Origin of the sequence: Aeromonas sp. A04 (assembly GCF_047780465.1) — a bacterium.
GTDB classification, from domain to species: Bacteria; Pseudomonadota; Gammaproteobacteria; order Enterobacterales; family Aeromonadaceae; genus Aeromonas; species Aeromonas bestiarum.
This window is the reverse complement of the sequence record NZ_JBLNHP010000005.1, coordinates 94,838-109,667: the sequence shown is the minus strand read 5'-3', so window position 1 is coordinate 109,667 and position 14,830 is coordinate 94,838. Positions and strand designations below refer to the sequence as shown.

14 protein-coding genes and 1 tRNA gene are annotated in these 14,830 nt (G+C 58.9%); 9 read left to right on the top strand and 6 right to left on the bottom strand.

What is annotated here, in order from left to right:
• Positions 1-129 precede the first annotated feature (129 nt).
• On the bottom strand, positions 130-762 hold the full coding sequence (locus ACM3N8_RS16155) for a 2OG-Fe dioxygenase family protein (protein ID WP_290019214.1): 633 nt from the start codon (positions 760-762) through the stop codon (positions 130-132).
• A gap of 268 nt (positions 763-1,030) precedes the next feature.
• On the opposite strand from ACM3N8_RS16155, the gene ACM3N8_RS16150 reads away from it, so the two are divergent.
• From ACM3N8_RS16150 to ACM3N8_RS16115, 8 genes are all read left to right on the top strand, one after another.
• The gene (locus ACM3N8_RS16150; protein WP_005314822.1) at positions 1,031-1,666 is read left to right on the top strand and encodes a YchE family NAAT transporter; all 636 of its coding nucleotides are present in this window, start codon (positions 1,031-1,033) and stop codon (positions 1,664-1,666) included.
• A gap of 280 nt (positions 1,667-1,946) precedes the next feature.
• Entirely contained in the window at positions 1,947-3,566 is a 1,620-nt protein-coding gene (locus ACM3N8_RS16145; protein ID WP_043141297.1) for an ABC transporter substrate-binding protein, read from the top strand.
• Between the two features lie 96 nt (positions 3,567-3,662).
• Positions 3,663-4,583 (top strand): oligopeptide ABC transporter permease OppB, encoded by a 921-nt coding sequence (gene oppB, locus ACM3N8_RS16140; protein ID WP_043141229.1) that lies wholly within the window; start codon positions 3,663-3,665, stop codon positions 4,581-4,583.
• A gap of 14 nt (positions 4,584-4,597) precedes the next feature.
• Positions 4,598-5,509 carry an oligopeptide ABC transporter permease OppC gene (oppC, locus tag ACM3N8_RS16135; protein ID WP_043141227.1) on the top strand — a complete coding sequence of 304 codons (912 nt, stop codon included), beginning with the start codon at positions 4,598-4,600 and terminating at the stop codon, positions 5,507-5,509.
• A 32-nt stretch (positions 5,510-5,541) separates the two neighbouring features.
• Positions 5,542-6,528: an ABC transporter ATP-binding protein gene (locus ACM3N8_RS16130; RefSeq protein ID WP_241280639.1), complete on the top strand. Its 987-nt coding sequence runs from the start codon at positions 5,542-5,544 to the stop codon at positions 6,526-6,528.
• Positions 6,525-6,638, top strand: coding sequence for an oligopeptide transporter ATP-binding component (locus ACM3N8_RS16125; protein ID WP_098983810.1), 114 nt, complete (start codon positions 6,525-6,527; stop codon positions 6,636-6,638). The genes ACM3N8_RS16130 and ACM3N8_RS16125 overlap by 4 nt, the downstream gene beginning before the upstream one ends.
• Positions 6,639-7,634: a murein tripeptide/oligopeptide ABC transporter ATP binding protein OppF gene (gene oppF / locus ACM3N8_RS16120; protein ID WP_043141223.1), complete on the top strand. Its 996-nt coding sequence runs from the start codon at positions 6,639-6,641 to the stop codon at positions 7,632-7,634.
• Between the two features lie 302 nt (positions 7,635-7,936).
• Entirely contained in the window at positions 7,937-8,881 is a 945-nt protein-coding gene (locus ACM3N8_RS16115) for a TerC family protein (protein ID WP_103470533.1), read from the top strand.
• A 201-nt stretch (positions 8,882-9,082) separates the two neighbouring features.
• Here the strand turns inward: ACM3N8_RS16115 and alr are convergent, their stop codons facing one another.
• A complete protein-coding gene (gene alr, locus ACM3N8_RS16110) occupies positions 9,083-10,309 on the bottom strand; it encodes an alanine racemase (protein WP_043556181.1) in 1,227 nt (408 codons plus the stop codon).
• A 192-nt stretch (positions 10,310-10,501) separates the two neighbouring features.
• Here alr and ACM3N8_RS16105 point away from each other — a divergent pair, with 192 nt between their 5' ends.
• Complete coding sequence (locus tag ACM3N8_RS16105; RefSeq protein ID WP_290019213.1) at positions 10,502-10,942, top strand: methyltransferase family protein; 441 nt, start codon at positions 10,502-10,504, stop codon at positions 10,940-10,942.
• A gap of 79 nt (positions 10,943-11,021) precedes the next feature.
• On the opposite strand, the gene ACM3N8_RS16100 is transcribed toward ACM3N8_RS16105, so the two are convergent.
• The 4 genes from ACM3N8_RS16100 to ACM3N8_RS16085 all read right to left on the bottom strand — a co-directional run bounded on the left by ACM3N8_RS16100 (position 11,022) and on the right by ACM3N8_RS16085 (position 14,762).
• Positions 11,022-12,281, bottom strand: a complete 1,260-nt coding sequence (locus tag ACM3N8_RS16100) for a dicarboxylate/amino acid:cation symporter (protein ID WP_043141217.1) — start codon at positions 12,279-12,281, stop codon at positions 11,022-11,024.
• A gap of 204 nt (positions 12,282-12,485) precedes the next feature.
• Positions 12,486-12,962 (bottom strand): CC0125/CC1285 family lipoprotein, encoded by a 477-nt coding sequence (locus ACM3N8_RS16095; protein WP_172955324.1) that lies wholly within the window; start codon positions 12,960-12,962, stop codon positions 12,486-12,488.
• Between the two features lie 142 nt (positions 12,963-13,104).
• Positions 13,105-13,181: transfer RNA gene (locus ACM3N8_RS16090), tRNA-Pro, on the bottom strand.
• 237 nt (positions 13,182-13,418) lie between these two features.
• Positions 13,419-14,762 (bottom strand): dihydroorotase, encoded by a 1,344-nt coding sequence (locus tag ACM3N8_RS16085; protein WP_005314854.1) that lies wholly within the window; start codon positions 14,760-14,762, stop codon positions 13,419-13,421.
• Between the last annotated feature and the right edge of the window lie 68 nt (positions 14,763-14,830).

The window sequence follows — 14,830 nt, the reverse complement described above, 5'->3', positions numbered from 1 at the left end:
TGGATCATGTGTAACAAAAGAACAAAAGAAATTTTGTTTCACAATACATGTTTTCCGGATGTTACACGAATGTAGAGTGGAGCAAAAGCGGGCTGAATGGTGCGTGAACAGGGCGCCACGCACCATTTTTCAAGCAGTTAGCACTATCACGTCCCAGTGTCCTCGGGTCGGGGCCAGGGGCAGTATGGGGGCCGCATTGTGATAGAAACGGCGATCATCCAGGATCAGATACCCACCAGCGTTTAATTCTTGTTGAAAAAATGGTTGTTCTTTTAATCCATGATAGAGCTGAAGTGCGCCGCCACTGACGCCCTCGCTGCCGCAAAAGAACACGCCGATGAAGTCAAAACCATCCTGATGGACGCCTTCCGGTGCGGGGGGCACGCTCTCGCCCTGGCCCGTGGTGATCCGCATCTGGTGAATGCCGATCGCCTTGCCATCCGCCAACCGGATATGGCGGGCAAAGCGGGTCAGCATCAGCTGGAAGGCGGGGTGGGCGACGAAGGCGGGGTCCAGCTCGGCATAGGTTCTGGGCACATCCCCGAGGAACTTGTTGATGGCGGCGGCCTGAAAGAAGACGCCACTGTCGAGAGGGAAGAAGCGTGAACCCTCTTTCTCGACGCGGCCATAGCGACGCTCCCGAAAGGTGCCCTGGATGTAGGGATCGAGCGGCAGCCGGTCAAAAAAGCCGAGCAGGGGGTCGACCGTGCCTGCCGGCAGCGAATCCAGGTGCCATTGCAACTTGATGTCCGTATCAATCATTACAAAATCCTTGTTTGCTGAGAGGAAATGTTGCGCCCAAACTCCGTGACCGCATAAAACTCGAAGCGATTTTACCAGAGTGTTAAATGGCGACAATGTTTATTAACAAATCAATGTGTTGAATTTTGGCGATACATTAGAGGAACTAACTGAAAAGCCACGGAAAGGGTGAGATTATTTGATTGGTGAAGGTTGAGGGCATGGTGTAAATTTACGCTCGGTTTATCGGGGTGGCCCGTGTGGCCTTGCTTACTTCTGGATGGCGCCTATGGCAGCAATTGACGTCTCTTTATATCTGAAGTTTTTCATCGGTTTGTTCGCGATCATCAATCCGTTGGGATTGCTGCCGGTTTTTGTCAGTCTGACCGGCCATCAAACGCCGGAAGAGCGGATGAAGACCAACACCACAGCCAATATTGCGGTGATGATCATCCTGCTGGTCTCCATGTACATGGGGCAGCTGATCCTGGACGGTTTTGGCATCTCGCTGGCGTCGTTTCGCATCGCCGGCGGCTCGCTCATCACCCTGATCGCCTGGTCCATGCTGCAGGGCAAGCTGGGGGAGGTGAAGCATAACAAGCAGGAGAAAGGGGAACTGGCCGCGCGGGAATCTGTCGCTGTGGTGCCGCTGGCACTGCCGCTGATGGCAGGCCCGGGAGCCATCTCTTCTTCTATTGTCTACGCCAGCCAGAGCACCTGGTCCCAGATGCTGGGCATGTCGCTGGTGGTGATGGTGTTTGCCTTCTGCTCCTGGCTCATCTTCCGCGCTGCCCCCTTGCTGTTCAAGCTGATGGGCAACACCGGCATCAACGTGGTCACCCGGATCATGGGTCTCATCATGATGTCGCTCGGTATCGAGATCATGGTGGCGGGGATCAAGGGGGTCTTCCCCGGATTGATGTGATTCAGGTCTGTTTTGTCGGAGCCGGTCCTCGTGACCGGCTTTTTATTGTTTCTTTTTTGTTGGTCATTTCCTAGAATCGAGCGGGTTTGTATAAAAAACGTCCGCAACGCTATATTTAAATGCTGAATAATTGGCTAAAAGCTGTTTTTTTAACCATGAAGCCCAGCCTCGCCTGACAATATCTATTGCATTATCAGAAATGTCAGGGAATTATGCTGGCAGCGAGGTACTTATCTCGTTGATGGACAAATGCATGGAATGTTCTTGTTGGAGTATGGAAATGACTCATAAAAAAACAATGATTAATACCCTCTTGGTGGCAGCTCTGTTTGGCGGTGTCAATGTGGCGCAAGCCGCTGATGTTCCCGCAGGCACCAAGCTGGCTGATGTTCAGCAGTTGGTGAAAGGCAATGGCTCCGAGCCGGCAACGCTCGATCCCCACAAAACCGAAGGAACGGTTGAATCCAATATTCTGCGTGACCTGTTCGAAGGTCTCGTGAGTTCAGGCCCCAAGGGGGAAGTGCTCCCTGCCGTGGCCGAGTCCTGGGAAACCAAGGACAACAAACACTTCGTGTTCCACCTGCGCAAAGATGCCAAGTGGTCCAACGGGGATCCCGTGACAGCCCACGATTTCGAGTTCGCCTTCAAGCGGGCCGTGGATCCCAAGACTGCGTCGCCCTACTCCTGGTATCTGGAGATCCCGACCATAGTCAATGCCAGCGAGATCATCGCCGGCAAGAAGCCGTCTGACACCCTGGGTGTGAAGGCGGTCGACGACTACACCTTCGAAGTGCAGCTGGAAAAAGCGATCCCTTACTTCGTCAGCATGCTCTCCCACACCACCACCTACCCTGTGCCCAAGAAAGTGGTAGAGAAGTTTGGTGACAAGTGGACCCAGCCCGGCAACATGGTATCCAACGGTGCCTATCAGCTGAAAGACTGGGTGGTGAACGAGCGCGTCGACATCGAGCGCAACCCCAACTACTGGAACAACGCCAAGACGGTGATCAATACCGTCACCTACCTGCCGATCCAGTCCACCAACGCCGAGCTGAACCGTTATCTGGCGGGCGAAGTGGATCTCACCTACAACATGCCCATCGAACGCTTCAAGCAGATGAAGAAAGAGAAGCCCGATGAGCTGAAGGTGAGTGGTTACGTCGGTACCTACTACTACCAGTACAACTTCAAGAAGAAGCCGTTTGATGACGTGCGCGTGCGGACCGCACTCTCCTACGCCATCGACCGCAACGTGATCGCCGAGAAGGTGATGGGCAAGGGTGAGACCCCGGGCTACACGCTCGTGCCTGACTTCGTGGACGGTTTCAAGCCGGTGGCCCCCGAGTGGTCCAAGATGACCCAGGCGGAGCGTGACACCAAGGCCAAAGCCCTGTTGGAAGAGGCCGGTTTCGATGCCAGCAAGCCGCTGAAATTCGAGCTGCTCTACAACACCGACGACAACCACAAGAAGGTGGCGGTCGCCGTTGCTTCCATGTGGAAGAAGCTGGGCGTGCAGGTGAGCCTGGTGAACCAGGAGTGGAAAACCTACCTGGAGACCAAGAAGCAGGGTCAGTTTGACGTGGGCCGTGCCGGCTGGATCGCCGACTACAACGAAGCCTCTTCCATGCTGGATCTGATGCAGACCACTCACGGCAACAACGACGGCAAGTACTCCAACCCGGTGTTTGACAAGCTGATGACAGAGTCTCGCGATCAGGTGGATGAAGCCTCGCGCAACAAGCTCTATGTCCAGGCCGAAGAGATCCTGGCCAAGGACATGCCAATTGCCCCCATCTATCAGTACGTGACCTCCCGCATGGTCAAGTCCTACGTGGGCGGCTACCCGGCCAACCCGCTGGACAACCTCTACAGCAAAGACATGTATATCATTGCTCACTGAGTAAAATAACAAGTCGCATAACAAGCAGGCCCGCCGGACGGCGGGCCTTTATTACAACCGCGACCCTTTGGAAGCAGTACAGGACAGGAATTGTCTATGTTGAAATTCATTCTTAAACGTCTACTGGAAGCGATCCCGACTCTGCTGGTCTTGATCACCGTCTCCTTCTTCATGATGCGTTTCGCACCGGGTAACCCCTTCACCAGCGAACGTTCCCTGCCGCCGGAAGTGTTGGCCAACATCGAGGCCAAGTACGGCCTGGACAAGCCCATCGGCGTGCAATACCTCACCTATCTTGGCAACCTGGTGCAGGGCGATCTGGGGCCTTCCTTCAAATACAAGGACTTTAGCGTCAATGATCTGGTGAGCCAGGCGTTGCCTGTTTCCGCCAAGATCGGGAGCGCGGCTTTCGTCTTTGCCGTCTTGCTGGGGGTGACCTTTGGCACCATAGCGGCCTTGAAACAGAACACCCTCATCGACTATCTCTTGATGTCGTCGGCCATGGCCGGGGTGGTGATCCCGGGCTTTGTGCTGGCACCCTTGCTGGTGCTCTTCTTCAGCATCTATCTGGGCTGGTTCCCGGCCGGTGGCTGGCAGGGGGGCGGGGTGCAATTCATGGTACTGCCGGTATTTGGCATGATGATGTACTACATCTCCGCCATCTCGCGCATCATGCGCGGCAGCATGATCGAGACCATGAACTCCAACTTCATCCGTACCGCCCGCGCCAAGGGCCTGCCGCTGCGTCACATCATCCTCAAGCACGCGCTGCGTCCGGCCATGCTGCCGGTGGTCTCCTATCTGGGCCCGGCCTTCGTCGGCATCATCACGGGGTCCGTGGTGATCGAGACCATCTTCGGTCTGCCGGGGATAGGTCAACTGTTCGTCAACGGTGCACTCAACCGTGATTACTCCATGGTGCTCGGGCTGACCATTCTGGTCGGCGCCCTCACCATCACCTTTAACGCCGTGGTCGATATTCTCTATGCCTTTATCGATCCCAAGATCCGTTACTAAGTCGGGAGTACATCATGGTTGTCACAACTGAGAAACGCGAAGCCATAGCGGCGTTCGCACAGCAAGTGGAAGTGGTGGAAGGGCGCTCCCTGTGGAAGGATGCCCGTCGCCGTTTCCTGCGCAACAAGGCGGCGCTGACCAGCCTCATCATACTGACCATTATCGGTCTGGCGGTGATAGTGGGGCCGCACCTGTCCCAATACACCTTCGACGATCCGGACTGGGGCGCCATGCAGGCCGCGCCTGACATGGAAACCGGCCACTGGTTCGGCACCGACAGTCTGGGGCGCGATCTGTTCGTGCGCACCCTGCTGGGCGGCCGCATCTCGCTGATGGTCGGCATCATGGGTGCCATGGTGGCCGTGGTCATCGGCACCCTCTACGGCGCAGCCTCCGGCTTCATCGGCGGGCGGATCGACAGCCTGATGATGCGCGTGCTGGAGATCCTCAACGCCTTCCCCTTCATGTTCTTCGTGATCATGCTGGTGACCTTCTTCGGCCGCAATCTGGCGCTCATCTTCATCGCCATCGGTGCGGTGAGCTGGCTCGACATGGCGCGGATCGTGCGAGGCCAGACCCTGAGCCTCAAGAGCAAGGAGTTTATCGAGGCGGCCCACGTCTGTGGCGTCTCCAAGTGGAAGATCATCACCCGTCACATAGTACCGAACGTGCTCGGTATCGTGGCCGTCTACGCCACCTTGCTGGTGCCGGGCATGATCATGTTTGAATCCTTCCTGAGTTTTCTGGGCCTCGGCGTCCAGGAACCCATGACCAGCTGGGGTGCCCTGCTGGATGAAGGCTCCAAGTCGATGGAAGTGGCCATCTGGCAACTCTTGTTCCCCGCCGGTTTCATGGTGGTGACCCTGTTTTGCTTCAACTTCCTCGGGGATGGTCTGCGTGACGCACTCGATCCGAAGGATCGATAACAAGAGCGGCTAAGGATCGATAAGGAGTTTTTATGAAATTACTGGATGTAAAAGATCTGCGGGTCGAGTTCAAGACCCCGGACGGCAATGTGGTGGCGGTCAACGACCTCAACTTCTCTCTCGCTGCTGGCGAGACCCTGGGGATCGTCGGCGAGTCCGGCTCCGGCAAGTCCCAGACGGCCTTTGCCATTATGGGGCTGCTGGCCAAGAACGGCATCATCACGGGCTCGGCCAAGTTTCAGGGCGACGAGATCCTGAATCTGCCGGAGCACAAGCTCAACAAGATCCGCTCCGAGAAGATCGCCATGATCTTCCAGGACCCCATGACGTCGCTGAACCCCTACATGAAGGTGAAGGATCAGCTGATGGAAGTGCTGATGCTGCACAAGGGGGTGAGCAAGGCCGAGGCGTTCGAAGAGTCGGTGCGCATGCTGGATGCGGTCAAGATCCCCGAGTCGCGCAAGCGGATGAACATGTACCCCCACGAGTTCTCCGGTGGCATGCGTCAGCGGGTGATGATCGCCATGGCCCTCTTGTGCCGGCCACAGCTGCTCATCGCCGATGAGCCGACCACGGCGCTGGACGTGACGGTGCAGGCCCAGATCATGACGCTGATGAGCGAGCTCAAGCGCGAGTTCAACACCTCCATCATCATGATCACCCACGACTTGGGCGTGGTGGCTGGCATCTGTGACAAGGTGCTGGTGATGTACGCCGGTCGGACCATGGAGTACGGCCGGGTGAACGACATCTTCTATCGTCCGAGCCATCCCTATACCGAAGGCTTGCTGCGCGCCATTCCCCGCCTCGACACCGAAGGGGAAGAGCTGCCCACCATTCCGGGCAATCCGCCCAACCTGCTGCGTCTGCCCACCGGCTGCCCCTTCCAGGAGCGCTGCCACCGGGTACACGAGATTTGCGGCCAGCAGTCACCTGTTCTGACGCCGTTCAACGATGGCCGTGAGCGGGCTTGTCATTGGGTATCTGATGCCATCAATGCCAAGGAGGTGAGCGTATGAATGCTGTTATATGCGGCCAGCAATCCTCCATGCTCCTGACGCCGTTCAACGACGGCCGTGAGCGGGCTTGCCATTGGGTATCGGATGCCATGATCAAGGGGGCGAATTAAATGGGTACTGACAAGAAACTGCTGCTGGAAGTGTCCGACCTCAAGGTCCACTTCAGCATCAAGAGTGACAGGGCCTGGCCCTGGGCCAAGCCCTCGGCGTTGAAGGCGGTAGACGGTGTGACCCTGCGTCTGTATGAAGGGGAGACCCTGGGTGTGGTGGGGGAGTCCGGCTGTGGCAAGTCCACCTTCGCCCGTGCCCTCATCGGCCTGGTGCCTGCCACCGACGGCAAGGTGGTGTGGCTTGGCAACGATCTGACCAAGCTCGACCAGAAGGCGCTGCGGGAGAAACGCAAGGAGATCCAGATGATCTTCCAGGATCCGCTGGCCTCCCTGAATCCGCGCATGACCATAGGCGACATCATCGCCGAGCCGCTCATCACCTTCTATCCGAACCTCTCCAAAGAGCAGGTGAAGGAGAAGGTGCGCACCATGATGACCAAGGTGGGCCTCTTGCCCAACCTGGTGAACCGCTACCCGCACGAGTTTTCCGGCGGTCAGTGCCAGCGTATCGGCATCGCCCGGGCGCTGATCCTGGAGCCCAAGATGATCATCTGCGACGAGCCTGTCTCGGCGCTGGATGTCTCCATCCAGGCTCAGGTGGTGAACCTGCTCAAGGCTATCCAGAAGGAGATGGGGCTGTCGCTCATCTTCATCGCCCACGATCTGTCGGTGGTCAAGCACATCTCGGATCGGGTGCTGGTGATGTATCTGGGCAACGCGGTGGAGCTGGGCACGCGCAAGGAGATCTTCGCGAACCCCCTGCACCCCTATACCAAGGCGCTGATGTCGGCCGTGCCCATTCCGGATCCGGATCTGGAGCGCAGCAAGGTCATCCAGATCCTGGAAGGGGACTTGCCATCGCCCATGAACCCGCCGTCCGGCTGCGTGTTTCGCACCCGCTGCCCGGTGGCTGGCCCCGAGTGCGCCAAGACCCGCCCCATGCTTGAGGGAAACTTCGACCATGCGGTCTCCTGCCTCAAGGCCGATCCGCTTTGATGCCGGTTTGTTGAATGCGTTTGCGGGGCACCCTGGTGGTGCCCCGATTAATTTGGGCCAGAGGTGAAGATGTCTCTTGGCGTTACCTTTGGCCGCTGTTATTATCCGCCCAACAAGGGGAGTAACTTCTCGCTGGTTTGTCGTCATTACGGTGCACCCATATCCTGCAGTGCACCCGGCAGCCGGGCAGTTGATGCAAATCAGCTGTAAGTGAGACCTTGCCGAGAGGCAAGGTGTATCTGCTCCAAACGCAAACCCACGCCTCTCGGTCGTGGGTTTTGTCGTTTTTGGGAGAAGTGAAAATGGGTGAATGGTGGATGTGGACCGGTTTCTTCAGCATAGTGCTGGTCCTGTTATGGATTGATATCCGTTTTGTCGGGGGTGGCAAGGCGCACAAGGTGTCCCTCAAAGAGGCGGGCATCTGGTCCCTTATCTGGATCAGCGTGGCCCTGCTCTTCAACCTGGCCATCTGGTTCTGGCTGGATCACAGCGCAGGCCGCGAGATCGCCAACCAGAAGGGGCTGGAGTTCCTCACCGGCTACCTCATCGAGAAGGCGCTGGCGGTGGACAACGTCTTCGTCTGGCTGATGCTGTTCGGCTACTTTGCCATACCGGCCGAGTTGCAGCGCCGGGTGCTGCTGTACGGGGTACTGGGTGCCATCGTCATGCGGGCCGGCATGGTGTTCGCGGGCAGCTGGCTCATCGAGCAGTTCCACTGGATCCTCTACCTGTTCGGCGCCTTCCTGCTGCTGACCGGGGTCAAGATGCTGTGGGCGGCCGACAAGGAGCCGGATCTGGCCAACAACCCGCTGCTGGGCTGGATGCGCCGTCGCTTCAAGGTGACCGAGACCCTGGAGGGGGAGAAGTTCTTCGTCTGGCGTGACGGTGTGCGCTATGCCACCCCGCTGCTGCTCATTCTGGTGCTGGTGGAGGTGAGCGATCTCATCTTCGCGGTGGACAGTATCCCGGCCATCTTCGCGGTGACCACGGATCCCTTCATAGTGCTGACCTCCAACATCTTCGCCATTATGGGCCTGCGCGCCATGTACTTCCTGCTGGCGGGGGTGGCCGAGCGCTTCGCCCTGCTGAAATATGGCCTGGCGCTGATCCTGATGTTCATCGGGGTCAAGATGCTGTTGCTGGATGTGTTCAAGATCCCGACCGGCATCGCATTGGGCGTTGTGGCGCTGATCCTGCTGGCCTCCATGGGGCTGAGCCTCTGGGTGACCCGCAAAAAGGCCGCTTGAAGGCGTTGTAAATAATCTCGGTGGGGTCTGTTCAAGATCCCCCTGAGTGGCATAGCGCTGGGTGTGGTGGCGCTGATCCTGCTGGCGTCCATGGGGCTGAGCCTCTGGGTGACCCGCAAAAAGGCCGCTTGAACGCGGCAGACCATAAAGCACTGACAACAAGGGCTCCCGCGGGAGCCCTTTTTTATGGCAGAGAGTTGCTTAGCGCTTGATCTTCTTGGGGTTGGTGTAGCCCCAGATGGTGTACATGTCTGCCAGCAGGGCGCCGTTGTACTCCTCCAGATCTGCCTGCTTCACCTCGGCCTCACCCTGACGACCAAACAGCACCACCTCGTCGCCGGGTTTCACCCCTTTCAGATCGGTCACGTCCACCATGATGGTGTTCATGGAGGTCTTGCCGACCACGGGCACCTTCTGGCCCTGGATCAGCACATAGGCCTTGTTGCTCAGCGCACGGCGGTAGCCGTCGGAGTAACCCAGCGGCAGGTTGGCGAGCCAGGAGTCGCGCTTGAGGGTGAAGGTGCGGTCATAGCCGACCGTATTGCCGGCCGGGTAGTGGTTGACCGAGGCCACCTGGGTCTTGAACGCCATGACCCGCTTGTATTCGGTGTAGGAGGGGATGGAGTCGCCGTACAGCAGGCCGCCCGGGCGCACCATGTCGAAGTAGGCGTCCGGCACTTCCAGGGTGGCGAAGGAGTTGGCGGCGTGGATGGTGAGCTTGCTGCGATCCAGCTTGCCCGCCTCGATCAGCCACTGGGAGTCCAGCTTGAACTGGGCCAGCCCCAGCTTGACGTCCTCTTTCTCTTCCACCGGGAAGTGGGTCATGATGCCGACCGGGGTGATCCCCTTGAGCTTGAGCATGGCCAGCGCATCGGCCTTGGAGTCCGCCAGACGCAGGTCGATGCCGTTGCGGCTCATGCCGGCGGAGTTGAGACCTATGTGCACCGGGATATTGGTATGGTGACGCTGGGCGATGTCGGCTATGCCCTGGGCGCTCACCAGGCTGCCGATCAGCTCTTCCATCTTGTAGGGCAGGGCCTGCTCCACTTCGTCCGGGGTGGCAGATCGCACCCGCATCAGGCGGCCGGTGAAGCCCTTCTCTCGGGCCACGCGGGCCTCTTCGTTGCTGGCGATGCCGATGCAGGGGATGTTGGCCTTGACCACCGAGGGCACCAGCAGGTCGATGCCGTGCCCATAGGCGTCTGCCTTCATGATGGCGCAGATCTGCGGGCCCTTGTCACCGAGGCGATCCTTGAGGGTCTGGATGTTGTGCTCGAAGGCGGTCAGGTCGACTTCCAGCCAGGCATTGCTGGCGGTTTGTACCTCGCCATTGCGATGATCGCTTGCCAGCGGCAGGTAGGGCGCGGCGACGGCCTGACCGGCCAGCAGGCCCAGGATCAAGGTGGCCAGCAGTGTCTTCTTGTGCATGGGGTGGTTCCTTTTTTATTGTTGGGGTTGAGGTGCATGACGACCCGATCTCGGCCTTTGCCATGCAGATGGGATAGAGTGTAGCCAAGGCATTGTTATTGTTATGAACTTTGTCAATTTTCCACGGCGCTATTCCCGTCGGGAAGTGTATCGCAAGGTGTCGATTGTGGCACCTGTCATGGGAGTCAATAGATGATAGATCTAGAGTGTCGTGTGCCGCCCGTGCTGTTGTTCGGCATAGTGGCGCTGGGCATGGTGGCGTGGGGCGGAACCGGGGAGGGGTGGCCCGTCCCGGCGCTGTTGCTGGTGCTGCTGGGAGGAGTGTTCGGGTTTGGCGCCCTGCTGCGTTTTCGCCGCCAGGGCACCACCGTCAGTCCGATGCGGCCCGAGCAGGCCAGTGCGCTGGTGACGGGCGGGCTCTACCGTCTCAGCCGCAACCCCATGTACCTGGGGCTGGTCTGCTGGATGATGGCGCTGGCCTGCTATCTGGGGGGATCGGGCGTCTGGCTTGGCCCGTTGCTGCTGTGGGGCTGGCTCGATCGCTTCCAAATCGTGCCGGAAGAGCGGGCGCTGCGAGCCCGTTTCGGCGAGGCGTATGCAGAGTACTGCCGGCGGGTACGCCGCTGGTGCTGAACTCGCCCTAAGGAGCAGGCACAAGCCAAAAAAATGGCCCGCATCTGCGGGCCGTTTTGTATCTTGCTGGCGGGATAAATCACGCCTTGGCGGTATCTGCCTCACCCAGCGGCTCGGTTTCACCCAGGCTGTCTTCGGTCTTGGCCACCACGCTGGCGGCGATGGCGTTGCCCAGCACGTTGGTGGCGGAGCGACCCATGTCGAGGAAGTGGTCTATGCCGAGCAGCAGCAGGATGCCCGCTTCCGGAATATGGAACTGGTTCAGGGTGGCGGCTATGACCACCAGAGAGGCGCGCGGCACGCCGGCCATCCCCTTGGAGGTGACCATGAGCAACAGCAGCATGGTGATCTGCTGGGCCAGGGAGAGCTCTATGCCATAGGCCTGGGCGATGAACATGACCGCGAAGGTGCAGTACATCATGGAGCCGTCCAGGTTGAAGGAGTAGCCCATGGGCAGCACGAAGCTGGCTATGCGCTTGTCACAGCCGAACTTCTCCAGCCGATCCAGGGTCTTGGGATAGGCGGCCTCGGAGCTGGCGGTGGAGAAGGCCAGCAGTATGGGTTCGCGGATCATGGCCAGCAGGGTCAACACGCGGCGGCGAATGAACAGGCTGCCCATGGCGATGAGCAGCAGCCAGAGGCAGGCCAGGGCCAGATAGAACTGGGCCATGAAGGTGCCGTAGGTGGCGAGTATGCCGAGCCCTTCCTTGGCTACCATGGCGGCGATGGCACCGAACACGGCGAACGGCGCGAAGTTCATCACGTAACCGGTCACCTTCAGCATGATCTCGGCGGCGCTTGCCATCAGCTTGACCACGGGTTTGGCGGCATCGCCCAGCGCGGCGGCGGCCAGCCCGAAGAAGAGGGAGAACACTACTATCTGCAGGATCTCGTTGGTGGCCATGGCCTCAACCACGCTTTTCGGAATGGCGTGGGTGACGAAGTCCTTGAGGGAGATGGCACCGGCGACCACGCCGGAACTGGCGGCATCATCCGGCAGGGAGAGGGAGAGCCCCACGCCCGGTTGCATCAGGGTGACCATCACCAGACCCAGGGTCAGGGAGAGCAGGGAGGCCAGCATGAACCAGCCCAGGGTCTTGGCACCGATGCGCCCCACTGTGCGAGTATCGCCCATCTTGGCGATGCCGACCACCAGGGTGGTGAAGACAAGGGGAGCGATGATCATCTTGATCAGACGCAGGAAGATGTCGGTCAGTATGGTGATGTCACTGGCAAAGCCAGCGGCCTGATCCGGGGCAAACATGCGATAGCCCTGACCAGTCAGGATGCCAACCAGCATCGCGATGAGGATGGCAGCCGTCAATTTATTCATTTTCATGGGGGGGTCCCAGTTTTGATAAGTGCAAAGCATTTAGGGTGGCAGGGGTGCCACTTCAGTCCGTTTTTGTGATCCGGGCCGTAGATTCCTGACAGCCGGTGTGCTGGCAGCATGCCTAATCCGGGGGGGTAAATCCAGAGCCTTGTAGCAGAATTTTATGTTGTCATTAGTTGTATGTGATATGGATCTTGCATTTAACCTATATTAATCGCCGTTTATTTTAATGTTTGCAAGATAATCAGCTTTCATGGTTCGGTCGTTTTTTGCGCTGCGGGTGAGGGTAAATATGAGCAATGCCGAGATGCGGTGCTCCACGGTGCGCTGATCCAGAAAGGGATCTGGCTCGTCGTCATCGAACCCGAACAGGGGGCGGCTTGGTGTCACCCTGACCGCATCCCGCTGCAGGGTCAATTCATTGACCTCAAGCCACTGATAACCTTCGGCTTGCGCCACTTCGCCCGCCCGTTTCAGCACATACTTGCGGGCGGTTTCCCGGCTCACCAGATCGTTGCCAATAAATTCCAGCTGCCATTTGTCGGGCGCAAGCCGGGTCTGGGAGAAGCCGGTCTGGCCGTTCCAGAACGATGGCTTGCTGTGATAGGGGGTGGCGCAGCCGAGCAGCAGGGCCGCGCCGAGGCCGAGCAACAGCAGACGATGGCAAAAGACGCGGAGAGGGGGCATCTCGAACACCGGTTGGCAAAACACGGCATCACTACAGCACAAACCGATCGGCGACACAATGCGGGCAGCGTTGTGCCGCTAGGGCTATGCCGCACCAAAAAGAAAAGGCCTTGTCATCTGACAAGGCCTTTCTCGGGGAATTTGGTCGGTGTGAGAGGATTCGAACCTCCGACCCTCTACACCCCATGCAGATGCGCTACCTGGCTGCGCTACACACCGACGGAGTCAGCTCGGCTGACGGGGGCTGAGTTTATGGAGATGACCCGACCCTGTCAACAGGGGAAATCCCACTCTGAGACTGTTTGCCTGCTTTGCGAGCAATTGGCGCTCAAAGTACCGCCAAAGCCGCTAAATCAGGCCATCGAGGGCCCATGCCAGGGGCTTTTTTAACCCACTGTTCAGCCCACCATGCAAACGGCCGCCCGGAGGCGGCCGTTTGCATCGGCGATGAAGCGATCAGCGGTTGAAGGTCAGCCGTTTGCCCAGCACCTGATCGGTGACCTGACCGTTTTGCCAGGCGATCTGGCCGTTGACCAGGGTCATCTCCACAGTGCTGTGGAAGCGGTAGCCGTTGAAGGGTGACCAGCCGCACAGGTAGAGCAGGTTGCTGTCGTTGACCACATAGGGCTTGCCCAGGTCCAGCAGCACCAGATCCGCGAAGTAGCCCTCGCGAATGTAGCCGCGATCCTGCACCTGGAAGCGCTCGGCCACCGCGTGGGAGGTTTTCTTGACGATGGTTTCCAGCGAAAACACGCCGTTGTGGTAGAGCTCCAGCAGCGCCAGCATGGAGTGCTGCACCAGCGGGATGCCGGACGGCGCCTTGAAGTAGCTGTTCTGCTTCTCCTCCCAGGTGTGGGGGGCATGGTCTGTGGCTATGATGTCCAGCACGTCGTTGCGTACCGCATCCAGCAGGGCGTGCTGGTCGGCGGCTGTCTTCACCGCCGGGTTGCACTTGATCTGGCTGCCCAGGGTGTCGTAATCCGCCTCGTTGAAGAAGAGGTGGTGGACGCACACCTCGGCGGTGATGTTCTTGTCTTTCAGCTCGCTGAGATCATGGCTGGCGGTAAACAGCGACAGCTCCTTGGCGGAGGTGAGGTGCAGCACGTGCAGCTTGGCACCGTACTTTTTCGCCAGACCCACCGCCATGCTGGAGGACTTGTAGCAGGCCTCGTCATTGCGAATGCGGCCGTGCTCGCGCATCGGCACATCCTCGCCCCACTTGGCGCGCGCCTCGTCTTCCAGCACCTTGATGGAGGGGGTGTCCTCGCAGTGGGTGACTATCATCACCGGGCTCTCGCGGAAAATCGCCGCCAGAGTCTCCTGGTTGTCCACCAGCATGTTGCCGGTAGAGGAACCCATGAACACCTTGACCCCGCAGGACTGCTTGGGATCGAGGCGCTTGATCTCGTCGAGGTTGTCGTTGGTGGCGCCGAGATAGAAGCTGTAGTTGGCGGCGGAGGAGTTGGCGGCTATCTGGTATTTGGCTTCGAGGGCATCGAGGGTGGTGGTCTGGGGATTGACGTTGGGCATTTCCATGAAGCTGGTGGTGCCTCCTGCCACGGCGGCCCGGGATTCACTGGCGATGGTCCCCTTGTGGGTCAGGCCCGGTTCCCGGAAATGGACCTGATCGTCGATCATTCCCGGGATGAGGTGACGACCTGCTGCATCTATCACCACGGCATCGGGCGCCTCTATGTGAGGGGCGATCCGGGCGATCCGTTCCCCTTCAATCAATACATCCGAGGCATAGATGCGGCCTTCATTGACCAGGGTGGCATTCTTGATTAGCAATTTGTTCATGGGGGAGTCCGGTTCCTTTGTCAGTGATCGCGGGTCATAATATCGCAAACTGCACTTTCTCTGTAGCA